Genomic DNA, 21,517 nt, shown 5'->3' on the forward strand with positions numbered 1-21,517 from the left:
GAACGCCGAACGGCACTGTTAAAGCGCAAGTTAGTCCGATCTGGGTAAACATGTCGTTGACGCGGGCACCGCAATCACTCGCGGCGATCGAACGGATTGCTCGGTGCGCGCAGCGTCAGCCGAACCGGCACTGCGCCGAAATTCAGGTCGCGGCGCATGCTGTTGACCAGATAGCGTTCATAGCTTGCGGGCAGCTGATCGACGCGGGTGCCGAAGATCACGAAACTCGGCGGCCGCGTCTTCACCTGGGTGACGTAGCGCATCTTGATCCGCTTGCCGCCGGGGGCGGGCGGCGGATTCGCCTCGATCGCGCGTTCGAACCAGCGGTTGAGCTCGCCCGTTCCGACGCGGCGCGACCACGCCTCGCGCGTCTCGAACGCCGCCTGGATCAACTGGTCGATCCCCTTCCCCGTCGCGGCGGAGACGGTGATGACGGTCACGCCCTTCACCTGGCTCAGCCCGTCTTCCAGCGCACGCTTGATGCCGTTGAACAGCGACGACGCGTTTTCGGCGATGTCCCATTTGTTGATCGCGATGATGAGCGCGCGGCCTTCGGACAGGACCTTGTCGGCAATGCGCAGATCCTGCGCCTCCAGCCCCAGCGTCGCGTCGAGCAGCAGGACGACGACCTCGGCGAAATCGACCGCGTGGAGCGCGTCCGCAACCGACAGCTTTTCCAGCTTGTCCTGAACCTTCGCGCGCTTGCGCATGCCCGCAGTATCGATGATCCGCACCGGGCGCACGGTGCCGTCCGCCGCGGTCCATTCCCAGTCGATCGCGATCGAATCGCGCGTGATGCCGGCTTCCGGACCGGTAATCATCCGGTCTTCGCAGAGCATCTTGTTGACCAGCGTGGACTTGCCCGCATTGGGCCGACCGACGATCGCCAGCTTCAGCGGCGCGTCCTCTCCCTCGTCGTCGTCCGCATCATCGTCGGTCGCCTTGCCCTCGATATGCGGCAACAGTGCCTCGAACAGATCGCCAATGCCCTCGCCGTGCTCGGCGGAGAGCTGGACGGGATCGCCGAAGCCGAGCGCCAATGATTCGAGGATGCCCTGCTCACCGGCGCGCCCTTCCGCCTTGTTGGCGACGAGCAGGATCGGCGTCCTGGCGCCGCGCAGCCAGCGTGCGATCTCCTCGTCGAGGGGGACGATACCGGCACGCGAATCGATCATGAACAGCGCGACGTCGGCCTGTGCAACCGCGGCTTCGGTCTGCTGGCGCATCCGACCGGGTAGCGACTGGGCGTCGTGGTCTTCATAACCAGCCGTATCCACGATCCGGAAATCGAGGCCGAGGAGGTGCGCGTCGCCCTCCCGCCGGTCACGGGTTACGCCGGGACGATCGTCGACCAGCGCCAGCTTCTTGCCGACGAGCCGGTTGAACAGCGTCGACTTGCCGACATTGGGACGGCCGATGATCGCGACCACGGGGAGTTTTGGCATACGCGCGCGATAGCCGACGCGCGCGCTGTCGTCACCCGTGATCGTGGAACGCCGGTTCCGCCCCTAGCGATAGGCCGAAAGCTGACCCTTCTGGTCGAGCACATACAGCGTGTTGTTGGCGACGACCGGCGGCAGCGAGAAGGATTCCTTCGTCTCGATCGTCGCATGCACCGAACCGTCGCTGGGGTTCGTCGCCACGATCTGGCCGGCCGAATTGGTCAGCCACAGGCGGTTGCCCGCGAGCACCGGACCGAACCAGTTGATCGGGTTCTTCTTTTTCTTGACGTTGCGATAGCCGGGCAGCTGGCTGATCCAGCGCACCTTGCCGTTGGTCCGCGACAGCGCGATCAGCCGCGCGTCGTCGGTCACGACGAACAGCCACTCGCCCGCGATCCACGGGGTGGATATGCCGGCCAGATTCTGTTCCCAAAGCCGCTGCCCGGTATCGAGCTGGATCGCGACCATTCGACCACCGACACCGACCGCATAGGCGCGGCCGTCCTCGATCACCGGATCGGCATCGACATCGGCAAGGCTCGACACCGAGGTCGAGATCGACGTGCGCGACAGCGCATCCTGCCACAGCGAGCGGCCATTCTCGTAACGATAGGCGTTGAGCTCGCCCGAGGAGAAGCCCGCAACGACCGTGCCGGACGCGACCGCCGGCGCCGCCACGCCGAAGACGCCCTGCGTTTCGAGGCTGGCGGTCTGGTTCCAGAGCACCTTGCCCGTCGCCTCGTCGAGCGCGAAGAGCTGGTTGTCCTGGCTGAGCACGTAAAGCTGGCCCCCCGCGATCGACGGCGCGCCGCGCAGCGGGCCACCCGGCTTCGCGCGCCACACTTCCTTGCCGTCCGCCGCGTTCAGCGCGACGACTTCGCCAAGACCGTCGGTCGCATAGACCTTGCCTTCGTCGTAGCTCACCCCGCCGCCAAAGCGCGCCGCCCGGTTCTTCTCGCCATCGGCGAGGCCGTGCGACCAGAGCGAGGCGCCGGTGTCGGCGGCAAAGGCGTGGACGTTGGCGTCGACATCGACCGCGAAGATCTTGTTATCCGCAATGACCGGCGCCGCACCCAACCGCGCGCGGCTCGATCCGCCGTCGATCCGGGCGACCCAGGCGCGGGTCGGCTGGTCACCGATGGCGAGCTGACCCATCGACTTGGACGCATTGCCGCCGGGCTGTGCCCACGCGTCGTTGACGACTGGTGCGGGCAGCGTGACCTGAATATCGGCGAGCGTCTTGTCCGCCTCGGCGCCGTTTTCGGACACCAGGATCGGCACGCGGTTGCCCAGCGTCGGCGTCTTCTTCTGGCCGCCCTTGAACACGCCGCACGCGCTCAGCCCCATCATCGCCGCGAGGACGAGCGGGGTTGCAACAGTCTTCTTCATTGCTTGTTCTGACCTTCGTTCGCGCCGACCGTGTCGACCCCCATCGTCCCGGCCATCTGAACCGCGCGTTGACGGATCGATTCCGGAACCCCCTCGTCCTTGGCGAGCCGGCCGAACATCGCGCCCGCCAGATCGCGCCGCCCCTGCTTCAGATACGCCGCCGCCACCAGCTCGCCGGCGCTGCCGAACCACGGATTGCCCTGCACCGCGAGACCGCGCAGCCGCGCGATGACGTCATCCGGCTTCAGCGTGTCGAACTCCGCCGTCGTCTGACGCACGAGCGCAAGGTCGCGGAAAGGTTGCGCGACGCTGCTATCGTTCGCGACCGAGGCGAACTTGGCTGCCGCGCCCTTCAGATCGTCCTTCTGCAGCAGAAGGTCCGCCTGTGTGAAGATCGCGAGCGCGCGGTAGCCGTCCGCACTGGACTGCGCCAGTTCCGCCAGCGGCTTGGCCGCCGCGTCCTTTTGCCCTGCAGCAAGCTTGTCATACGCTGCCTGCAGCTGCTCGCCCTCGGCGCCGGCGGCTTCGGCCTTGCGGTGCTGCCAGAACAGATACCCGCCGAATGCCACCAGCGCGACGACCACGCCGACGACGATCAGCCGTCCCCACTTGCGCCACACCGCGATCGCCTGGTCGCGGCGCAGTTCCTCATCGACCTCGCGCAGGAAGGTATCGTTGGTATTCGGCGTGACGGCCAAGGGGAATGCTCCGGCAGGTGTGGAAAGGCGCGGACCTTAGCCGCGCGAAACGGGAAACGGAAGCGCGCTCAATCCTTGGGCGCGTAGGTCTGTTCGGGGCCGGGAAACGCGCGCGATCGAACGTCCGCGGCATAGGTCGCCGCGGCCTTCGAGATATGGCCGGCCATGTCGTCGAACCGCTTCACGAAGCGCGGCGTCCGCTCGAACAGGCCCAGCATGTCCTCGGCGACCAGCACCTGGCCATCGCACTGTGCAGACGCGCCGATGCCGATCGTCGGGCACTGAATCGCTTGTGTGATCGCGACCGCGATCGGCTCTACCACGCCCTCGATCACCAGCGCGAACGCGCCCGCGTCGGCCACCGCCTTGGCGTCGGCAACGATCTTGTCCGCCTCCGCCTTGGTGCGCCCGCGCGCGCCATAGCCGCCGAGCGCGTTCACCGCCTGCGGCGTCAGCCCGACATGCGCCATCACGGGAATGCCGCGCTCCGAAAGGAAACCGACCGTGGGTGCCATCGCCGCCCCGCCCTCCAGCTTCACCGCTGCGGCGCCGGTCTGCTTCAACAGCCACGCCGCGCTTTCGAACGCCTTTTCGGGCGACGCCTCGTAACTGCCGAACGGCATGTCGATGACGACGACCGCGTGAAAGCTGCCGCGCACCACCGCCGCGCCGTGCGCCGCCATCATGTCGAGCGTCACGGGAACCGTGGAGGGCAGGCCGTAGATCACCTGGCCCAGGCTATCGCCGACCAAAAGCAGGTCGCAGTGCGGATCGAGCAGCTGGGCGTTGCGCACCGTATAGGCGGTCAGCATCACCAGCGGCTCTGCGCCCGCTGCGATCTCCGTCTTTCGCTTCCGGATGGCAGGCACGGTCAGCCGCTTCATCGGCGCGGAAACGGGATTGGCGCGGCTCGTGGCGCTGTCGATCGTGAAGGTCGTGGACATGGTCGCGCGCTCTACACCGCGCGCATCATCCGATCCAGCCGCGACGCAGCGCCCGCCCCGACAGCCAGATGCCGAACGCTGCGATCAGCACGATCAGGATCGGGAACGGCAGGACTACGCCCGCGCCCTTGTGCGCGATGATATCGGTCGTCGCGAACAGCCAGCCGAATTGCACGATGACCGCGACCAGCGAAATGACGAAAAGCGGCCGCGCCATCGCCGATCGCACGATCAGGCACAGGCCGCCCAGAAAGCCGGTGACGACCGCCACGGCATAGACCGAATTGTACCAGATCGGCAGCGCGGCGTAGAGCGCGCGGTCATAGTCGGTCGCCGGCCCCATCGCCTCGGCGCCGTGCAGGAACTGCATCAGACAGGCATAGCAGCCCAGCATCCCCCACGCCGTCAGCAATACCGCCACGAGCTTGAACCAAACCGGTGCCCTGCGCCGTCCCGCCATCATCTGTCCCCTCCACCAAATGCTGGCGATATGCTGCGCCGCCTTTCCGACAAACGCAATCGAAGGAACGACTTGCTCAGCCAGCCAGGGGCGCGAAGCGATCCTGATCGAAGCCGACGACGAGCCGATCGCCCTGAACGACGACGGGGCGGCGTATGGCGGACGGGTTGGCGAGCATGATCGCCATCGCCTTTTCCGCGTCGATGTCCCGCTTCATATCTTCGGGCAACTTTCGAAAGGTCGTGCCCGATCGGTTGAGTAGCGCCTCCCAACCCAACCGACCGATCCAGCCGCGAAGCGCCGCTTCATCGACACCGTTCTTGCGGTAATCGTGGAAGGCGTAGGCAACACCGTGCTCGTCGAGCCAGCGCCGCGCGCGTTTCACCGTGTCGCAATTGGGAATGCCGTAAAGAGTCATCGTCATGCGCCGCTCAATCGACGAAACGCCCACCTGCTGCAACTGCCCGCGCGATCACCGCTTCTGCTGCTTGGCGAGATCGTCCGCAAAGGCGATGCGCGCTTTCGCCACCATCGTCTGGAGCAGCCCCGGCGCGACATAGGCCCGTTCGCCGCCGCGGGTATGCCGGGTCAGCACATCGGCAAACTCGGGATGCGCAGGAAGGACGACGTCGGCGTGAAGCCTCGCAAGACGATCGAAACTTTTCCGGAAATCGCTGACGATAGCCGGATAGCGCCGGTTGCCGACGAGCCGGTTGCCGGCCACGGTAATGCTGCACGGAAACACGACATCGAGCATCCGCCCCGCCCCGCGCGTCCGCATCGTCCAGGTCGTGCAGCCCGGCGTATGGCCAGGCGTCGCGACCGCGCGCAGCGTGACCCCGCCAAGGCTTACCGCATCGCCATCCCGAACGCCGCGCGCGACCGTCACCGGCGCGAAATTTACCGGCGTGTAGGTCGTTTCGCCCGGCGGCCTGCCCGACTGCAGCGCCGCCACGTCGCCAACACCAGCCACGACCTTGGCGCCGGTCGCCTTCACCATCGCTGCATCGCCGGCCGCATGGTCGAAATGCGCATGGCTGACGAGAAGGTAGCGCACGTCGCGCGGCGACACCCCGACGCTTCGGATATTGCGCAGGATCGCTGGCACATTCTCCGCCATCGTCGCGTCGATCAGGATCGCGCCGGCCGTGGTCTTGATGAGGTACGCGGCGAGCCCCTCGCTGCCGACATACCAGATGTTGCCGACGATATGGAACGGCGCGGTCGGCCGGGTCCATTCGGGCGGGTCGGCGGCAACCGCGCTCGCCGCCGGAAGGACGGCAAGCGCCGTTGCGCTAAGCGCGATACGCAGGCGCAGGCTCAGAACGGCAGCCAGCGCGATTTGTGGGTGAAATTCATATAGCCGACATTGACGCCCGCCCGCCAGCCGACGCCGAGACGCACCGGGATGAGCACGACGTTGCCGCGCCGCAGATAGGTCGCCGCAAAGCCGCCGACGAAATACAGTCGGCCTTCTGCTGCCGGGAAGCGCTTGTAGAGCTCCTCGGTGTCGTAGAGATTGTAGACCAGCACGAAGACCTTGTTGGCATCGCCGCCGACATCGAAGCCGACCGAAGGCCCGGTCCAATAGACCGGCTTCTGCCCCTCGACCTTGTGGGTCATGATCCCCGATCCGTAGCGAAGCCCCACAACGAACGCCCCCGACGCCTCGCGCCCCGCAATGTAGGCGTTGGGCTGGCCCTGGTCCTTCAGGATCTTCTCGATGATCGACGCGAACCCTTCCGCGCCCTTGCCGAACACGCCTTCGCCCGCACCGATCAGATCGTCCCGCTTGAACGTCTGGTCGGCGGTCGTCGTCGCCTCGGCCCTCCGCTCCTGCGCGGCCTCGCTGTGCGCCGCCGGTGGTGGAAGCGGCTGAGCCGGCGCCTGTTGCGCGGGGGCAGGCGGAACCTCCTGCATCGGATCGGACTGCGAACCGGATTGAACCGGTTCGTACGGGTAATTCGTCGGGTCGGCCTGAGCCGTCCGCGGCGGCGCGCTACGCTGTCCGCCGAGATCGCTGTCGATCGCCTGATTGGGATCGATGGTGCGCACCTGCGCGGGCGCCGCGGCCCCGCCCAGCAGCATCGCCGCGATTGCCAACCCGTTCAGAACCTTCCGCATGTCATTCACCCCCCGGGGCGCACCCCACCTACCTTGGTTAACCCCGTTCGTCGCAGCCGCGCAATGAACCGTCGATGACCCGAGTCGATTTCACGCCCGAATGCAGCGATCTTATCCGCGAAATGCGCGTTGATCCCGGCGATACCCGTCGCTATAGCCCTGCCCTCGCAGCGCATCCGGAGACGTGGGTGAGTGGCTGAAACCAACGCTTTGCTAAAGCGTCGTACGGGAAACCGTACCGAGGGTTCGAATCCCTCCGTCTCCGCCACCGCCGACCAGCGCCCGAAATCGAGAGCTTCTACGCGCTCAGCAGTGTCTTGAGCGGGGTCGTCGTGTCCGCAAGCTGGGCTGCGTCGATCATCGCGCGCTGTTCCACCAGCGCGCGGCCCTGCACATAGTCTCGCGTCGCATTGACGCAGTCGAGCGCGATGACCGCGCCTTCCCGCAGATAGATCAGCGAAAAGCTCCGCGTGGCGGGGTCTCCGCGCAAGACGCAGGCGTCGTGGCCGGCCGACAGTCCGACCGTCTGGAGCTTCAGGTCATACTGGTTCGACCAGAACCACGGCACGGCGGCATAAGGCTGCGGCGCGGTATCGGCGATCGCGCGGGCGGCGACCCCCGCCTGATCGACGGCATTCTGCACCGATTCCAGTCGAACGATACGACCTGCGGCAAACGGGTTCGGATGCGCGGCACAGTCGCCGATTGCGAAAATGTCGGGCAGGCTCGTCCGGCAAAAGGCATCCACCTCCACCCCGTTTCCGCCCACCGCGCCTGCATCGATGAGCGGCGCGACTTCCGGCAGGATGCCGATGCCGACGATCACCATCTCCGCCGGCAACACCGCGCCGTCGGCCAGACGCACCCCCGCAGCGCGCGCCTTCTCGACAAGGATTTCCTCCACGGCGGCGCCGAGCCGAACATCGACGCCGTGGGCGCGGTGCTCGGCCTCGAAGAAGCGCGACAGCGGCTCTCCCGCCACCCGCGCCAGCACGCGGTCGAGCGCCTCGACGACAGTCACCTGCTTGCCCAGCTTGGTCAGGACCGCAGCCGCCTCCAGCCCGATATAGCCGCCACCGACGACGACGACGCGCGCTACATCCGGCAGCTCGGCAATCACCCTGTCGACGTCCGCGCGCGTGCGAACGCTGTGGGCCCCAGCGGCATCATGGCCCGCGCAGGCAAGCCGCCGCGCAGCACCGCCCGCAGCCCATATGAGACGGCCATAACCGATCGTCTCGCCGTCACCGGTCGTGATGCGGTGCGCCGCGGCGTCCACCGACACCACCCGCCGCCCAGGCAGCAGCGTGATCTCCCGTTCAGCCCAGAAATGCCGCTGACGGATGAGGATGCGCATGAACGGCTTTTCGCCGGCGAGATAATCCTTGGATAGCGGCGGGCGCTCGTAGGGCGGCTCCGCCTCGTCCCCCAGGATCGCGACGCTCCCCGTGAACCCGATCTGGCGCAGCGTGATCGCGGCCTGCGCGCCGCCATGGCCGCTGCCGACGATCAGGACGTCATAGGCCGCCGCGTCCGTCATCAATAGACGACGACGCTGCGGATGCTCTCGCCGGCGTGCATCAGGTCGAAGCCCTTGTTGATCTCGTCCAGGGTGAGGACGTGGGTGATCATCGGGTCGATCGCGATCTTGCCGTCCATATACCAGTCGACGATCTTGGGTACATCGGTGCGCCCCTTGGCGCCGCCGAACGCGGTGCCGCGCCAGTTCCGCCCGGTGACGAGCTGGAACGGCCGGGTGCTGATTTCCCTACCGGCTTCCGCGACGCCAATGATGATCGACGTGCCCCAGCCACGGTGGCAGCATTCCAGCGCGGTGCGCATCACCTCGGTATTGCCAGTCGCGTCGAAGCTGTAATCCGCGCCGCCATCGGTCAGCTCCAGCACCTTCGCGATCGTCTCCTCGCGTGACAGCCCCCGGGAATTGATGAAGTCCGTCATCCCGAACTGGCGGCCCCAGGCCTCGCGCTCGGGGTTGAGGTCGATCCCGACGATGCGGCTCGCGCCCGCCAGCCGCGCGCCCTGGATGACGTTGAGACCGATACCGCCAAGCCCGAAGACGACGACCGTCTCGCCGACCTGCACCTTGGCGGTGTTGACGACCGCGCCGACCCCGGTGGTGACCCCGCAGCCGATATAGCAACTTGTCTTGAACGGCGCGTCCTCGCGGATCTTCGCCACCGCAATCTCGGGCAGAACGGTGAAATTCGAAAAGGTCGAGCAGCCCATGTAATGGAAGATCGGCTTGCCCTTGTGGCTGAACCGCGTCGTCCCGTCCGGCATCAGCCCCTTCCCCTGCGTCGCGCGGATCGCGGTGCACAGATTGGTCTTGCCGCTGAGGCAGGATTTACACTGGCGGCATTCCGGCGTGTAGAGGGGGATGACGTGATCGCCCGGCTTCACCGAGGTCACCCCCGCCCCGACCTCGCGCACGATGCCCGCGCCTTCATGGCCCAGCACGCTCGGAAACAGTCCCTCGCTGTCCAGACCGTCGAGCGTATAGGCGTCGGTATGGCAGATGCCCGTCGCCATGATCTCCACCAGCACCTCGCCAGCCTTCGGCCCTTCCAGATCGAGCTCGACGATCTCGAGCGGGCGTTTCGCTTCGAACGCAACGGCAGCACGGGTCTTCATGGGGACGTCTCTCTCCAGCAGGGCGGATGTCCTGTCTGGGATGCGAAAGCGCCCGCGAAGTCAATATGGCGAGTGGCGACCTCAGCGCGCGTGAAGGCCTCGGGGAATTGGCTGGGGCGGCAGGATTCGAACCTGCGAATGGCGGCACCAAAAGCCGCTGCCTTACCACTTGGCGACGCCCCAACGAGGTGGCGCTCGGCCACCCGGAAGCGCGGGCTTATAGCGGCCCGCGCGGGTTAGGAAAGACCCGTTTCCGCCTCAGTCGAGGCGCTTCAGCCAGCCATGCGGATCGGGGGCGCGGGCGCGCTGGATGTCGACGAGGCGCTGTCGGATGCGCTGGGTCATCTGGCCCGGCCCGCCGCTGCCGACGGTGAACGCGAACTCCGTGCTGGTGACCTTGCCGATCGGTGTCACGACCGCAGCGGTGCCGCAGGCGAAGCTTTCGATCAGGCGGCCGCTCTCCGCATCGGCTTGCCACTGTTGGATGGCATATGGCTCTTCGCGCACCGCGACCCCCTCGTCACGAAGCAGCGTCAGGATCGAATCGCGGGTGATGCCGGGCAGGATCGTGCCGGTCAGCGGCGGGGTGACGACGCTGCCGTCCTCGAACACGAAGAAGATGTTCATGCCGCCAAGCTCCTCGATCCAGCGGCGCTCCGCCGCATCGAGGAAGACGACCTGGTCGTGCCCGCGCGCGATCGCGTCGTGCTGCGCGGCAAGGCTGGCGGCATAGTTGCCGCCGCACTTCGCCGCGCCCGTCCCGCCGGGAGCCGCACGGGTGAAATCGCGCGTCGCCCATAGCGAGACCGCCGGTGCGCCGCTCTTGAAATAGCCGCCAACGGAGGAGGCGATGACCATGTAGAGATATTCGGACGAGGGCTTCACCCCGAGGAACACCTCGCTGGCGATCATGAAGGGGCGCAGATACAGCGAACCGCCCTCGATCGTCGGGATCCAGTCGCGATCGATCTCGACCAGCCGCTCGATCGATTCGAGGAACAGCGCCTCCGGCAGTTCTGGCATCGCCATGCGACGGGCCGAATCCTGGAAGCGGCGCGCATTTGCTTCAGGGCGAAATAGCGCGGTGGTGCCGTCGTCGAGCCGATACGCCTTCATTCCTTCGAAGATTTCCTGCGCATAGTGAAGCACAGACGACGCGGGATCCATCTGCAGCGGCGCGCGGGCATGAACCTTGCCGTCGTGCCACCCCTTCCCCTCCGACCAGCGCAGCGTGACCATGTGATCGGTGAAAACGCGGCCAAAACCGGGATCGACGAGGCGGCCGTCGCGCTCACTGGCGGCGACGGGAGAAGGGTGAGGTTCGTACGCGAAGGTCACGTCGGCTCCAGATTGGGGACAGTATAACGCAGGTTACGGCTTGCGGACGCCTAGTGCCGATGGCAAAGCCGGTCAACATGACTGCCCAAACCCAGTCCGCATCAGCCTTGTTCCTGCGCGAATCGGAGATTCGGCGCGGCATCGAACTGCTGTATTTCGCGCAGACCTACATCGCCCGGAAGATCGACGCGGACCTCGCCCGACAGGGGCTGGGGCGCGCGCATCACCGCGCGCTGTATTTCATCGCGCGTAAGCCCGACATGGCGGTCAGCGACCTGCTCGCGCTGCTCGGCATTACCAAGCAGTCGCTCGGCCGCGTGCTGAACGAACTGACCGACCGCCATTATGTCGAGACCCGGCCAGGCGAGCGCGATCGCCGCCAGCGGCTGCTGCGGCTGACGCCCGAGGGTGCGGCGTTCGAGGCGAAGATGTTCGATTACGTCCGCGATCGCTGGTCTTCGGCCTATTCGAACGCGGGGCAGGAAGCGGTCACCGGCTTCTGGTCGGTGCTGGAAGGGCTTATCCCCGAAAAGGAACTGCCGCGCGTCGCCGCACTTCGCGGATGACGATCCGGATGGAATTGCCAGAGGGCCTGTAAGCCGGGTTCTGTCCACCGCAGATGCGGATGGGCGACCATTCCTCTAGGCCTGCCGTTACCGACAGGCTCAAGCGACCAACCCGGGTAGCAGGCGGGAACACGCCCCGGACGCACGAATGCGCCCTCGCTACCCCTATTCGGTCTTGCTCCCGGTGGGGTTTGCCGTGCCGCCCCTGTTGCCAGGCGCGCGGTGCGCTCTTGCCGCACCCTTTCACCGTGGCGTCGCCTAAGCGGTCGCCGTCTGCTCTCTGTGGCACTGTCCCTGAACGGTCGGCACAAGGCCGCCCGCCCGCCGGGTGTTACCCGGCACCGTTGTTCCGCGGAGCCCGGACTTTCCTCGCCCCCCGCCTCGGGTCCCGTCAAAGTATTACTTTGACGGGCGCCCTCCGCGGGGGCCGCAGTCGCCCGGCCCTCTAGCGCGGCCTCCCTACGCGTCTCCGCGCGGCTTGGGAAGCAGGAGCGCGAGCAGGATCATTCGGCACTCGGCGTCGATCTCGCCGTCGATCAGCTCCGGGCGGAACCGGCGCTGAAAGGCCATGATCGCGGCCATCCGGTCGGTCACGTCATACCCGAACCGTTCGAGCGCGAGGCAGAAACCCGCTTCCGTCCAGAACGGGTCCATGAGACTTTGCGTCGGACGCGGCAGCGCAAGACGGAGGCGCGCCAGCCGGTGCCAGGGAAACAGCTCGCCGGGATCGCGCTTGCGCGCCGGGGCAATGTCGGAATGGCCGACGATGTTGCCGCGTGTGATCTCGTAGCGGTCCTTGATTTCCGCGACGAGGCGGATGACGGCGTCGATCTGCGCATCCGGGAAGGGGACATAGCCCCATTCGTGGCCGGGATTGACGATCTCGATCCCGATGCTCGCGGAATTGACGTCGTCGATCTCGCGCCAGTGCGACGCGCCCGCGTGCCAGGCGCGGTCACCCTCATCCACCATGCAGATGACCTGCCCATCCTCGTCGACGACGTAATGGGCGGACACCTTCGCCTCGGGGTCGCGCAGCCGGTCGATCGCGGCCTCGGCGCTTTCCATGCCGGTATAGTGCAGCACGATCATGCTGATCGGCAGCGCGCGCGCGTCGAAATTGGGGGACGGCAGATCGATCGGCGGCACCGGCATATCCTTCGATTGCAGCGGTGCTAGAGCAGCTTAGGGCGCGGACACAAGCGCCAGCGCGTCAGGCAGCGCTCGCGACCGGGCGGGACCGCTTTGCAGGTAGCGCCTCGTAGAATCCGCGGAAGCGCTGGCTGGGGGTGAAGCGGTCCGACAATCCGATCACCGTTTCACCCGCACCGAGCACCAGCAAGCCGCCCGGACGCAATGCGTTCGCAAAGCGGTCCAGCACTGCCGCGCGCAGTGGCGGGGTCAGATAGAACAGCACGTTGCGGCACATCACCGCATCGAACAGACCGACCGGCGCCGCGTCCGCGACCAGATTCTGCCGGCGGTACCGCACCATGCGCAACAGTTCGGGCTTCGCGATCCAGTCGCCGCTGACGGCCTCCGCATCGAACCAGCGCATCATGCGGCGGATTGGCAGACCGCGCTGGATCTCGAACTGGGTATAGCGCCCCTGCCGCGCGCGCTGCAGCGCGGCGTCCGAAATGTCGGTGGCGAGAATATCGGGCAGCAACGCTCCCTCGCTCTCCTCGGCGAAAATCATGGCGAGCGAAAGCGGCTCCTGCCCGCGCGCGCAGCCCGCGCACCAGATTTTCGGGCGCGCCGAAAGGCCATCCGCCGATGTCTCGCGAATCGCCTGCGCGGTCGCCTCGATGATCCCGGCGTCGCGAAAGAACGAGCTTTCCTGGTTGAGCAAGGCATCCACGATCCGGTCGCCGACGGTCGTGTCCTTGCCGTCGAGAAGCTGCCCCACAAGCTCGTCCAGCGTCTTGAGACCGCGTTCCGCCAGCAGCGGCTTCAGCGCAAGGTCGATTCGCCAGGCGCGATTGGCAGCGATCTCCTGACCGGCGCGCGCCTGCATCAGCGCGGCGATGATACCGGCTGGCCCGGGATGCGGCATCGGCATCTGGATCATGGCTGCACCCGCGCGCGCGAGGCGATCAGGCGGCCAATGGTCGGCGGATCGAGCACCGCGTTGGCGATCCCCGCGCCGACAACGGCACCCGGCATTCCCCACACGACCGATGTCTCGCGGTCCTGCGCGAAGACGGTGCCGCCGGCCTCGCGAATGAGGCGTGCGCCGTCCACGCCATCGCGCCCCATACCACTCAGCATGATCGCCAATGCGCGCGCGCCGTAAGCCATCGCGACCGACGCCATCATGGGATCGACCGACGGCATGCAGCCATTTGCGACGGGATCGCGCGACAGGCGCACCGACGCAGTGCCGTCGGGCAGCGCCACGCAAGTCATATGCGCATCGCCCGGCGCGACGATGACGCGGCCGGGGCGGATGCGCAGCCGATCGACGGCGAGGTCGCACGGCCGATTGGCGAGCACCGCGAGCTGAGCGGCGAAATAGGGCGAAAAGGAATGCGGCAGATGCTGGGTGACCAGGATCGGCGCACGAAAATCGGTCGGGATCGCGCGGAGCAGCTGGCTGAGCGCGTGAATGCCGCCGGTCGAGGCACCGATCGCGACAACGTCGATCGTCTCGGGCATCGGACCGGAAATGGCGGCAGCCTTGCCCTCGCCCTGCACCACCGGATCGGTCAGGCGCGAAAGGCGCTCGGCGAGCATATCGGCGAAGCGGCCGTTGTGTGTGCCGATACCCGGCTTCACCAGCGTATCGGCAGCGCCAAGCGCGAGCGCCTGCACCGTCGCGGATGCGCCTTCCGCACAGGACGACGACACGACGAGGACACGCGCACCGCACCCTGCCGCGATGAGGTCGGGAAGCGCTGTAAGACCATCGATACCCGGCATGTCGAGATCGAGAAGCACGACATCGACGCGTTGGTTTTCAAGGAAGGCGAGCGCGCCGAGCGCGTCGTTGACGACCCCCGCCACGACAAAGTTCGGATGTTCGCCGATCGCGCGCGTCAGAACGGCCCGCGCGACCGCCGAATCATCGACGATCAGGACACGCTGCGCCGCGGATTGCGACCGCTCGGCGATCTGGGGGGAGGACGACACCCGGCTCGCTCCCGCGTCAGGCGAGGCCGACGAGCTGCAGCTTGCTTTCGAGCGTCTCGCGATCGAAGGGTTTCATCACATATTCGTCCGCCCCCGCCTCGATCGCGGCGCGGATATGGGCCATCCCGTTTTCGGTGGTGCAGAAGACGACCTTGGGGCGCGACGACAATTGCGTGTCGCGCAGCGCGCGCAGGAAATCCATGCCGCTCATCACCGGCATGTTCCAGTCGAGCAGCACCGCATCGGGCACCTTCGCCAGACACGAATCGAGCGCCTCGCGCCCGTCGGCGGCTTCGGACACTTCGAAATTCATCGCCTCGAGAATGTGCCGGGCGACCTTGCGGATCACCTTCGAATCATCGACGACCAGGCACGTTTTCATGCGGAGACACCTCGGGGGTTACAGCCAGCAAAACCCTGGCAGACAACAGTAAGGATGGGGTTAATTGTCGGACTTCAAGCGGCCTGTGCGATCGTGGGAACCAGGCTGCCGAGATCGATGACGAGCAGCGCCTCGCCATCGCGTGTGACCAGCCCGCGGCCGATATCGGCCCAGCGCCCGTCGAGATGCAGTCCGACCGGCAGCGGCGCCGGTTCGAACGGCGCGACATCCTCCAGCATGTCGACCGGCACCGCGTAGAGGTGCTCGTCGACGCGGGTGATCACTGCGCGCCGGCCCGGCGCGCCGTAGCTAGGCAGCCCAAGCGCGACGAGCGTGTCGATGACGGTGACCACCCGGCTGCGCAGTGCAGCAAGCCCCAACACCTCGGCGCGTGCTCCCGGCACGGGCACGCTCTGCCCGAGATCGACGACCGATTCGACCTGCGCCGCGTCGATCGCAACCGCGCGGCCGGCGATGTGTGCCACCAGAAACAGCTTTTCGCTCATCACGCACCCCGCCCCGAAACACTCGCCGCGACCGCCGCCAGCAGTTCTGCGCGGTCGTAGCGGTAGACCCCCTCGCCGCGCCTGCGCCCCAGCCGCACGACGGGCGCGCCACCGCTCGCCACGCTCGCATCCTCGATCATCGCGAGACGTACATCGGCTTTTTCGCCCGACGCCAACGTCGCGGCGACGCGGTAGCCTGCGCTCTCTAGCGCGGGTTTCAGAAAGGCTTCCATCCAGCCGGCATCGCTGCCTTCGAGCAGGCAGAGCGGCTGCGCAGTTGGCTGATCCGAATCGACCGCGGACGCGAGCAACCACAGCGGATCGACAAGTTCTGTCGGCTCGCCATCGATCACCGCGACGCCAGCAATGGCGCCTCCCGGCGGAACCGCAGCGATCTCGACGGGGAGCGTCACGATTTCGAGCGCTTCCGCGATCGGGTAACCCATTTCGACCATGTCGTCATGGAGCCGCAGGACCGGCACCATGCCGGCCGCGGCAACGTCCCCGGTCGCGACCAGCGGCACGGTGCGATCCTCGACGGTCAGCCGTAAACGTCCGCCCGTGCGGGCGATCATGTGGGCCGGAACCTGCTCGACGCGATCGACCGCAGACAACGCCACGGCACGGCGGACACCATCGAGATCGCGGAACAGCAGAGCGGACGCACCGATCGGGGCGCTTGCCGTCTCCACGGCGACCTCGGACGCGGCCACGCGTTCGAAGCGGATGCCGGCCGTCGCGGCGATGCCCGAACAATCGAGCAGCAGGAGCGGCAGGCCGCTGTCCGGCAGGGTCTGCCCCGCATAAAGTCCCGCCGCCATCACCGCGGGGGCTGCCGGCTTCACCACCAGTTCCTCGGTATCCAGCACCGAATCGACGACCAGCGCGAAGCTGCCGCCGGGTACGTCGACGATCACCAGCGTCGCATCGTCGGACGGCTCGCCGCGCAGTGCCATGAGCGTGCCGAGATCGATCAGCGGCATCAGCCGCTCGCGCACCCGCACGACCATCTGCGCGCCGACTCGGTCGATCCGGATTGCCGGGGATCGCATCGCAATGATTTCGTCGATCGCCTGGCGCGGGAGCGCAAAGCAGGTGTCGTTGACCCCGACGACCACCGCCGACAGGATCGCGAGCGTCAGCGGCACGTGGATGGCGAGGGTCAGGCCGGCGCCGGGACGGTTGTCGAGTTCGATGCGGCCGCCGAGCTGCTCGATATTCGCGCGCACCACGTCCATGCCGACGCCGCGACCGGAGATCGCGGTCACCTCGTCGCGGCTCGACAGGCCGGGTTCGAAGACGAGGTCGAGCCGCTGACGCTCCGACATGCGGCGCAGCTCGGGTTCGCGCCGCGGATCCTGCGCGATCGTCTTGGCGACCAAGCGGTCGGTGTCGATCCCGCGGCCGTCGTCCGCGATCTCGACGATGATGCGATTGCCGGACTGCCGTGCGGAAACGGCGAGGCGCCCGCTCTCGCGCTTGCCCGCCTTGCGGCGATCCGCCGGCGACTCGATCCCGTGGTCGATCGCATTGCGGATGATGTGGACCAGCGGGTCGCGCATCATCTCGATCAGTTCGCGGTCGAGCTCGACATCGGCGCCGTCGATGGTCAGCGCCACCGCCTTGCCGACACTCGCCGCGGTATCGCGCACCATGCGGGGCAAGGCAGAGAACAACGCATCGATCGTCTGCATCCGCGTGCGCGATACGGTGTCGCGCATTTCCGCCACGGTCGCGCTCAGCCGCTCCAGCGCCGCTTCCGTCGCGGGGTCGCCGCCATCGCTGCGCAAACGGCGCGCGAGTTCGTTGCGCGCCAGCACCATGTCGGACATGCCGCCCATCATCCGGTCGAGAAGATCGACCGACAGGCGCACGCTGCGCGTCGGCGCGCGCATCGCCATCGATGTCGTGACGAGCGTCGCTGCGACCGCATTCTTTTCCAGCGCGGCGATCAGCAGGTCGTCGCTGGTATCGTCGAGCGCGACGCCCGCATCGATCGCCTCGACGATCTCGCCGATCCGATCGACGATCGCGAGGACCGCGTTGACCAGCGCGGGGTCGGCGCTGCGCGTGCCGTCACGCGCCGCCGCCAGCACGTCTTCGGCGGCATGGCTGAGCCGCGACAGGCGCGGCAGGTCCAGAAAGCCGCAACTGCCCTTTACGGTGTGGACGAACCGGAAGATCGAATCGAGCCGTGCGCGGTCGCTCGGATCGGCTTCCCACGCGACGATCTCGCCCGAGAGCGCTTCAAGCGTCTCGCGTGTCTCGGCAATGAATTCCTGTAGCAGGTCGTCCATGGGTCCCCGGGCGCGTCGCGTTCGCGGCCGGTATTGCCCTCAAAGACGTTAAAGCTGCGTTAGCCTTGGCGCCGCCGGTTCAACCGGCGTTGAAGGCCGCACCGAAGAGCAGCGTGCCTTCCGCCGGTTCGCTGACCTGAAGCGAGCCGCCGCCCTCCGCGACAAGCGAGTGGATGAGGTAGGCAGCGGCGGCGCGCGGGGTGACGGCGGCATCCTTTGGCCCATCGACCAGCATCGCCTTCAATTCGGGGTCGAGGATCAGCCGCGGCCCGGCCGCACGCACAACGATCTCGATCCGGCCGTCTTCGCACTCGGCGCCGATATCCAGGTTGCCGCCACGCACCAGCGCCTCGCCAGCGATCAGCGAGAGGTTGAGCAGCACCTTCACCGCGGCCTTGGGCAATTGATCCGCCTCGACCAGCCAGCCGACGGCCACGCGCTTCGATTCGGCGAACAGTCCCTCGATCGCCAGCCGCGCCTCGCGCGTTTCGACCGCATCGCCGAAGCCGCCCGCCGCACCGAAAGCGAGCCGGAAGAATTTCAGCTTGTTCGCCGATGTCCGCGCGCTTTCCGCCAGCAGATCGAGGCAGCGCTGGCGCATATCCGGATCGGTCTCGTCGGCAAGCAGCTCCAGCCCGTTGTTGAGCGCGCCGACCGGCGACAGCAGGTCGTGGCACAGCCGCGAGCAGAGCAGTCCGGCGAAATCGATCGGGGCGACGGTGGTCATTGAAAGTCCTTCGTATCAATCGCGTCTTCTGGCGAAGCGGAGTCGGCGGCGCAAGGCGCGAGGCTTACAAGCGTGACCGGATCGAAGCGCCCATGCACCGCCCCGTCGCGCACCGCGCGCCAGCCCCGCACCTCGTTTCCCGCAGCGATCAACCACAGCGATCCGTCGGGGGTGGCATCCGCTGCGTCGTGCGCGGAAGGCTCCGCGAAACCGGACGGATGTGAATGATAATGCCCCATGATCGCAGGCCCGCCAGAGCGCGCGTGCCGGTGCGCGGCGATCAGCGCGGCGGGATCGATCTCGAACGTTCGGGCTGGGTCCGTCGCGACGTTTAAGCATGCTTGCGCCGCGTGAATGGCGGTGCCGTCTCCGAACAGAAGGCCGCAGATTTCCTTTGCAGGGGAGGCCCGCATTTCTGCGACGATCTGCGCCAGCACCGTGCTTGAAATCGTCACCCGCATCGCCACATCGCTAGCGCATGGACCGGGGGGTTTCCATCTTCGAGGCGACGATCGCCCCTTCGGCTGACGGCTGGCGGCTAGACCGCGCGCTCGCCGACGCGGTGCCGACGCTCTCGCGCGAGCGGCTGAAGGTTCTTATCAATGCCGGCCAGGTCGAAAGGGCCGGCATCCTCGCCCGCGACCCCGCCCGCAAGGCTGCTGCCGGAGAGACCTTCACCGTTGCGGTCCCGATCCCGACCGAGCCGCATAACGAAGCGCAGGATATCCCGCTCTCGATCGCGTTCGAGGACGATCATCTGATTGTCATCGACAAGCAGGCGGGGCTCGTTGTCCATCCAGCGGCTGGCAATCTCGACGGCACGCTCGTCAACGCGCTGCTCCACCACTGCAAGGGGTCGCTGTCCGGCATCGGCGGGGTCGCGCGACCGGGGATCGTTCACCGGATCGACAAGGACACGAGCGGGCTGATGGTTGCGGCAAAGACCGACCGCGCGCACGAAGGGCTGGCAAAGCAGTTCGCCGCGCACAGCATCGACCGCCGCTACCGCGCGATCGTGACGGGTCACCCCCGCCCTGCCGCCGGCACTATCGATGCGCCGCTCGCGCGAAGCCCGAGTAACCGAAAGAAGATTGCGATCGTATCTACCGGCAAGCGCGCCGTGACCCATTATCGCACCCTGGAGCCGCTCGACGGCGCCGCACTGGTCGAATGCCGCCTGGAGACGGGGCGCACGCATCAGGTGCGCGTCCACATGGCATCGATCGGCCACCCCTTGTTGGGCGACCAGTCCTATGGTAGAACAAAAGGCGCCCAGAAAGCGCTTCTCGAAACGCTCGGTTTCCGCCGCCAGGCCTTGCACGCGGCCCATCTGGGGTTCATTCATCCGGTGACAAACGCCGCTTTGGCGTTCGAAAGTACAATCCCTGCTGACATGCAGGAACTGTTCAGTCACCTCCACGTATAGCTAAAGGGCAATGCGCTGCGATGCAGCGTAGGTGCCCCGAAGAAAGGGAGTTCGATCATGGCAGCCCGCAGCAACGTCCCAGCGACGATCCCCGCGCTTGGCGGAGAGGCGAGCCTCAACCGCTACCTTTCCGAGATCAAGAAATTCCCGATCCTCGCACCCGAGCAGGAATATATGCTCGCCAAGCGCTTTCAGGAGCATGGCGATACCGAAGCAGCAGCCCAGCTTGTTACCTCGCATCTGCGCCTCGTGGCCAAGATCGCGATGGGCTATCGCGGCTACGGCCTGCCCACATCGGAACTGATTTCCGAAGGCAATATCGGCCTGATGCAGGGCGTGAAGAAGTTCGAGCCCGATCGTGGCTTCCGCCTCGCGACCTATGCGATGTGGTGGATCCGCGCGTCGATCCAGGAATATATCCTGCGCAGCTGGTCGCTCGTGAAGATGGGCACCACGGCTGCACAGAAGAAGCTGTTCTTCAACCTGCGCCGGATGAAGTCCAAGCTCGACGCGTTCGAGGACGGCGATCTCAGCCCCGAGAACGTCACCAAGATCGCGACCGATCTCGGCGTGGCGGAAGCGGACGTCGTCAGCATGAACCGTCGGATGGCAATGGGCGGCGACACCTCGCTCAACGTGCCGATGCGCGAGGATGGCGAGGGCCAGTGGCAGGATTGGCTCGCCGACGATGCACCGCTGCAGGATACGATCGTTGCCGAAACGCAGGAGGCCGAGGTTCGCCACGGCATGCTCGTGTCGGCGATGGATGACCTGAACGACCGCGAGAAGCACATCCTCACCGAACGCCGCCTGACCGACGATCCCAAGACGCTCGAGGAGCTGAGCCAGGTTTACGGCGTATCGCGCGAACGCGTCCGACAGATCGAAGTGCGCGCGTTCGAAAAGCTGCAAAAGGCGATGATGCGCCTCGCTGGCGAAAAGCGACTGCTCACCGCCTGAACCCGCGCGGCGCTTGCCGCAATCCGATCCAAAAATGCAGCGGAATGTGGCGACCCCACGTTCCGCCGCGCCCGTCTTTCCTTTCGGCGCGCGATCCGCTAAGGCGCGCCGTCCTCAGATATCCCAGAATTCGGAAGGTTTTGTTTGGCCAAGGAAGAGCTCCTCGAAATGCGCGGCCAGGTGGTCGAGCTTCTGCCCAACGCGATGTTCCGCGTCCGGCTCGAGAATGATCACGAAATCCTCGGTCACACGGCCGGAAAGATGCGCAAGAACCGCATCCGCGTGCTCGTCGGCGACGAAGTGCTGGTCGAACTGACGCCCTACGATCTGACCAAGGGCCGCATCACCTATCGCTTCATGCCGGGCCGCGGCGGTCCGGGACCGTCCTGAGCCGCGGTTAGGCCGCACCTTCACACGGTTCGGGCTGAGCTTGTCGAAGCCCCGTCCTCCTTGTTTGAAGGACGAAGAAAGAAC

Annotated in this window: 23 protein-coding genes, 2 tRNA genes and 1 other RNA gene; 5 read left to right on the plus strand and 21 right to left on the minus strand. The window is 66.6% G+C overall.

The window, feature by feature from the left end; translation table 11 throughout:
* Positions 1 to 74: 74 nt before the first annotated feature.
* From der to BOS5A_RS10270, 8 genes are all read right to left on the minus strand, one after another.
* Positions 75 to 1,445, minus strand: coding sequence for a ribosome biogenesis GTPase Der (gene der, locus BOS5A_RS10235; protein ID WP_151955027.1), 1,371 nt, complete (start codon positions 1,443 to 1,445; stop codon positions 75 to 77).
* 63 nt (positions 1,446 to 1,508) lie between these two features.
* The gene (locus BOS5A_RS10240) at positions 1,509 to 2,831 is read right to left on the minus strand and encodes an outer membrane protein assembly factor BamB family protein (protein WP_151955028.1); all 1,323 of its coding nucleotides are present in this window, start codon (positions 2,829 to 2,831) and stop codon (positions 1,509 to 1,511) included.
* The gene (locus BOS5A_RS10245; protein WP_151955029.1) at positions 2,828 to 3,529 is read right to left on the minus strand and encodes a tetratricopeptide repeat protein; all 702 of its coding nucleotides are present in this window, start codon (positions 3,527 to 3,529) and stop codon (positions 2,828 to 2,830) included. The genes BOS5A_RS10240 and BOS5A_RS10245 overlap by 4 nt, the downstream gene beginning before the upstream one ends.
* A gap of 68 nt (positions 3,530 to 3,597) precedes the next feature.
* Complete coding sequence (gene panB / locus BOS5A_RS10250; RefSeq protein WP_151955030.1) at positions 3,598 to 4,473, minus strand: 3-methyl-2-oxobutanoate hydroxymethyltransferase; 876 nt, start codon at positions 4,471 to 4,473, stop codon at positions 3,598 to 3,600.
* A gap of 25 nt (positions 4,474 to 4,498) precedes the next feature.
* A complete protein-coding gene (locus BOS5A_RS10255) occupies positions 4,499 to 4,936 on the minus strand; it encodes a hypothetical protein (protein WP_234419297.1) in 438 nt (145 codons plus the stop codon).
* A 73-nt stretch (positions 4,937 to 5,009) separates the two neighbouring features.
* Entirely contained in the window at positions 5,010 to 5,357 is a 348-nt protein-coding gene (locus BOS5A_RS10260; RefSeq protein ID WP_151955031.1) for an ArsC family reductase, read from the minus strand.
* A 48-nt stretch (positions 5,358 to 5,405) separates the two neighbouring features.
* On the minus strand, positions 5,406 to 6,320 hold the full coding sequence (bla, locus tag BOS5A_RS10265; RefSeq protein ID WP_234419405.1) for a subclass B3 metallo-beta-lactamase: 915 nt from the start codon (positions 6,318 to 6,320) through the stop codon (positions 5,406 to 5,408).
* Complete coding sequence (locus BOS5A_RS10270) at positions 6,254 to 7,057, minus strand: DUF1134 domain-containing protein (RefSeq protein WP_151955032.1); 804 nt, start codon at positions 7,055 to 7,057, stop codon at positions 6,254 to 6,256. Before BOS5A_RS10270 ends, bla begins: the two co-directional genes overlap by 67 nt.
* A 178-nt stretch (positions 7,058 to 7,235) precedes the next feature.
* On the opposite strand from BOS5A_RS10270, the gene BOS5A_RS10275 reads away from it, so the two are divergent.
* A tRNA-Ser gene (locus BOS5A_RS10275) sits at positions 7,236 to 7,325 on the plus strand.
* 30 nt (positions 7,326 to 7,355) lie between these two features.
* Here the strand turns inward: BOS5A_RS10275 and BOS5A_RS10280 are convergent.
* From BOS5A_RS10280 to BOS5A_RS10295, 4 genes are all read right to left on the minus strand, one after another.
* On the minus strand, positions 7,356 to 8,597 hold the full coding sequence (locus BOS5A_RS10280; protein WP_151955033.1) for an NAD(P)/FAD-dependent oxidoreductase: 1,242 nt from the start codon (positions 8,595 to 8,597) through the stop codon (positions 7,356 to 7,358).
* Entirely contained in the window at positions 8,597 to 9,709 is a 1,113-nt protein-coding gene (locus tag BOS5A_RS10285) for an S-(hydroxymethyl)glutathione dehydrogenase/class III alcohol dehydrogenase (RefSeq protein WP_151955034.1), read from the minus strand. Before BOS5A_RS10285 ends, BOS5A_RS10280 begins: the two co-directional genes overlap by 1 nt.
* Before the next feature lie 108 nt (positions 9,710 to 9,817).
* Positions 9,818 to 9,892: transfer RNA gene (locus BOS5A_RS10290), tRNA-Gln, on the minus strand.
* Positions 9,893 to 9,967: 75 nt separating this feature from the next.
* Positions 9,968 to 11,047 (minus strand): branched-chain amino acid aminotransferase, encoded by a 1,080-nt coding sequence (locus BOS5A_RS10295; RefSeq protein WP_151955035.1) that lies wholly within the window; start codon positions 11,045 to 11,047, stop codon positions 9,968 to 9,970.
* Between the two features lie 77 nt (positions 11,048 to 11,124).
* On the opposite strand from BOS5A_RS10295, the gene BOS5A_RS10300 reads away from it, so the two are divergent.
* On the plus strand, positions 11,125 to 11,613 hold the full coding sequence (locus BOS5A_RS10300; protein WP_234419298.1) for a MarR family winged helix-turn-helix transcriptional regulator: 489 nt from the start codon (positions 11,125 to 11,127) through the stop codon (positions 11,611 to 11,613).
* A gap of 13 nt (positions 11,614 to 11,626) precedes the next feature.
* On the opposite strand, the gene rnpB is transcribed toward BOS5A_RS10300, so the two are convergent.
* The 9 genes from rnpB to BOS5A_RS10345 all read right to left on the minus strand — a co-directional run bounded on the left by rnpB (position 11,627) and on the right by BOS5A_RS10345 (position 19,118).
* Positions 11,627 to 12,062, minus strand: an RNA gene (rnpB, locus tag BOS5A_RS10305) — RNase P RNA component class A.
* A gap of 10 nt (positions 12,063 to 12,072) precedes the next feature.
* Positions 12,073 to 12,705: an N-acetylmuramoyl-L-alanine amidase gene (locus BOS5A_RS10310; RefSeq protein WP_442800526.1), complete on the minus strand. Its 633-nt coding sequence runs from the start codon at positions 12,703 to 12,705 to the stop codon at positions 12,073 to 12,075.
* Between the two features lie 121 nt (positions 12,706 to 12,826).
* Positions 12,827 to 13,684 carry a CheR family methyltransferase gene (locus tag BOS5A_RS10315; RefSeq protein WP_199857331.1) on the minus strand — a complete coding sequence of 286 codons (858 nt, stop codon included), beginning with the start codon at positions 13,682 to 13,684 and terminating at the stop codon, positions 12,827 to 12,829.
* Positions 13,681 to 14,745 carry a chemotaxis-specific protein-glutamate methyltransferase CheB gene (cheB, locus tag BOS5A_RS10320; protein ID WP_151955038.1) on the minus strand — a complete coding sequence of 355 codons (1,065 nt, stop codon included), beginning with the start codon at positions 14,743 to 14,745 and terminating at the stop codon, positions 13,681 to 13,683. The genes BOS5A_RS10315 and cheB overlap by 4 nt, the downstream gene beginning before the upstream one ends.
* Before the next feature lie 16 nt (positions 14,746 to 14,761).
* Positions 14,762 to 15,127 (minus strand): response regulator, encoded by a 366-nt coding sequence (locus BOS5A_RS10325; protein WP_151955039.1) that lies wholly within the window; start codon positions 15,125 to 15,127, stop codon positions 14,762 to 14,764.
* Between the two features lie 74 nt (positions 15,128 to 15,201).
* Positions 15,202 to 15,633 (minus strand): chemotaxis protein CheW, encoded by a 432-nt coding sequence (locus BOS5A_RS10330; RefSeq protein ID WP_151955040.1) that lies wholly within the window; start codon positions 15,631 to 15,633, stop codon positions 15,202 to 15,204.
* Positions 15,633 to 17,930: a chemotaxis protein CheA gene (locus BOS5A_RS10335; protein WP_151955041.1), complete on the minus strand. Its 2,298-nt coding sequence runs from the start codon at positions 17,928 to 17,930 to the stop codon at positions 15,633 to 15,635. The genes BOS5A_RS10330 and BOS5A_RS10335 overlap by 1 nt, the downstream gene beginning before the upstream one ends.
* Positions 17,931 to 18,009: 79 nt before the next feature.
* Positions 18,010 to 18,657 carry a histidine phosphotransferase family protein gene (locus tag BOS5A_RS10340; RefSeq protein WP_151955042.1) on the minus strand — a complete coding sequence of 216 codons (648 nt, stop codon included), beginning with the start codon at positions 18,655 to 18,657 and terminating at the stop codon, positions 18,010 to 18,012.
* Entirely contained in the window at positions 18,654 to 19,118 is a 465-nt protein-coding gene (locus BOS5A_RS10345) for a M67 family metallopeptidase (protein WP_151955949.1), read from the minus strand. Before BOS5A_RS10345 ends, BOS5A_RS10340 begins: the two co-directional genes overlap by 4 nt.
* A gap of 17 nt (positions 19,119 to 19,135) precedes the next feature.
* Here BOS5A_RS10345 and BOS5A_RS10350 point away from each other — a divergent pair, with 17 nt between their 5' ends.
* The 3 genes from BOS5A_RS10350 to infA all read left to right on the plus strand — a co-directional run bounded on the left by BOS5A_RS10350 (position 19,136) and on the right by infA (position 21,433).
* Positions 19,136 to 20,083, plus strand: a complete 948-nt coding sequence (locus BOS5A_RS10350) for an RluA family pseudouridine synthase (RefSeq protein ID WP_151955043.1) — start codon at positions 19,136 to 19,138, stop codon at positions 20,081 to 20,083.
* Between the two features lie 57 nt (positions 20,084 to 20,140).
* Positions 20,141 to 21,043 carry an RNA polymerase sigma factor RpoH gene (gene rpoH, locus BOS5A_RS10355; RefSeq protein WP_151955044.1) on the plus strand — a complete coding sequence of 301 codons (903 nt, stop codon included), beginning with the start codon at positions 20,141 to 20,143 and terminating at the stop codon, positions 21,041 to 21,043.
* 144 nt (positions 21,044 to 21,187) lie between these two features.
* Positions 21,188 to 21,433: a translation initiation factor IF-1 gene (gene infA, locus BOS5A_RS10360; RefSeq protein WP_022685627.1), complete on the plus strand. Its 246-nt coding sequence runs from the start codon at positions 21,188 to 21,190 to the stop codon at positions 21,431 to 21,433.
* The last annotated feature ends 84 nt before the right edge of the window (positions 21,434 to 21,517 follow it).

Origin of the sequence: Sphingomonas sp. EC-HK361 (assembly GCF_902498785.1) — a bacterium.
GTDB lineage: Bacteria > Pseudomonadota > Alphaproteobacteria > Sphingomonadales > Sphingomonadaceae > Sphingomonas.

Bases quoted from the DNA above. Each gene is read 5' to 3' on its own strand.
- BOS5A_RS10270 (WP_151955032.1), bottom strand. From the start codon at position 7,057: ATGCGGAAGGTTCTGAACGGGTTGGCAATCGCGGCGATGCTGCTGGGC.
- BOS5A_RS10340 (WP_151955042.1), bottom strand. From the start codon at position 18,657: ATGACCACCGTCGCCCCGATCGATTTCGCCGGACTGCTCTGCTCGCGG.
- BOS5A_RS10315 (WP_199857331.1), bottom strand. From the start codon at position 13,684: ATGATCCAGATGCCGATGCCGCATCCCGGGCCAGCCGGTATCATCGCC.
- BOS5A_RS10285 (WP_151955034.1), bottom strand. From the start codon at position 9,709: ATGAAGACCCGTGCTGCCGTTGCGTTCGAAGCGAAACGCCCGCTCGAG.
- BOS5A_RS10260 (WP_151955031.1), bottom strand. From the start codon at position 5,357: ATGACGATGACTCTTTACGGCATTCCCAATTGCGACACGGTGAAACGC.
- der (WP_151955027.1), bottom strand. From the start codon at position 1,445: ATGCCAAAACTCCCCGTGGTCGCGATCATCGGCCGTCCCAATGTCGGC.
- BOS5A_RS10300 (WP_234419298.1), top strand. From the start codon at position 11,125: ATGACTGCCCAAACCCAGTCCGCATCAGCCTTGTTCCTGCGCGAATCG.
- BOS5A_RS10280 (WP_151955033.1), bottom strand. From the start codon at position 8,597: ATGACGGACGCGGCGGCCTATGACGTCCTGATCGTCGGCAGCGGCCAT.
- BOS5A_RS10345 (WP_151955949.1), bottom strand. From the start codon at position 19,118: ATGCGGGTGACGATTTCAAGCACGGTGCTGGCGCAGATCGTCGCAGAA.
- BOS5A_RS10255 (WP_234419297.1), bottom strand. From the start codon at position 4,936: ATGATGGCGGGACGGCGCAGGGCACCGGTTTGGTTCAAGCTCGTGGCG.
- BOS5A_RS10330 (WP_151955040.1), bottom strand. From the start codon at position 15,633: ATGAGCGAAAAGCTGTTTCTGGTGGCACACATCGCCGGCCGCGCGGTT.
- BOS5A_RS10240 (WP_151955028.1), bottom strand. From the start codon at position 2,831: ATGAAGAAGACTGTTGCAACCCCGCTCGTCCTCGCGGCGATGATGGGG.
- BOS5A_RS10350 (WP_151955043.1), top strand. From the start codon at position 19,136: ATGGACCGGGGGGTTTCCATCTTCGAGGCGACGATCGCCCCTTCGGCT.
- BOS5A_RS10325 (WP_151955039.1), bottom strand. From the start codon at position 15,127: ATGAAAACGTGCCTGGTCGTCGATGATTCGAAGGTGATCCGCAAGGTC.
- rpoH (WP_151955044.1), top strand. From the start codon at position 20,141: ATGGCAGCCCGCAGCAACGTCCCAGCGACGATCCCCGCGCTTGGCGGA.
- BOS5A_RS10310 (WP_442800526.1), bottom strand. From the start codon at position 12,705: ATGATCGTGCTGCACTATACCGGCATGGAAAGCGCCGAGGCCGCGATC.
- panB (WP_151955030.1), bottom strand. From the start codon at position 4,473: ATGTCCACGACCTTCACGATCGACAGCGCCACGAGCCGCGCCAATCCC.
- BOS5A_RS10335 (WP_151955041.1), bottom strand. From the start codon at position 17,930: ATGGACGACCTGCTACAGGAATTCATTGCCGAGACACGCGAGACGCTT.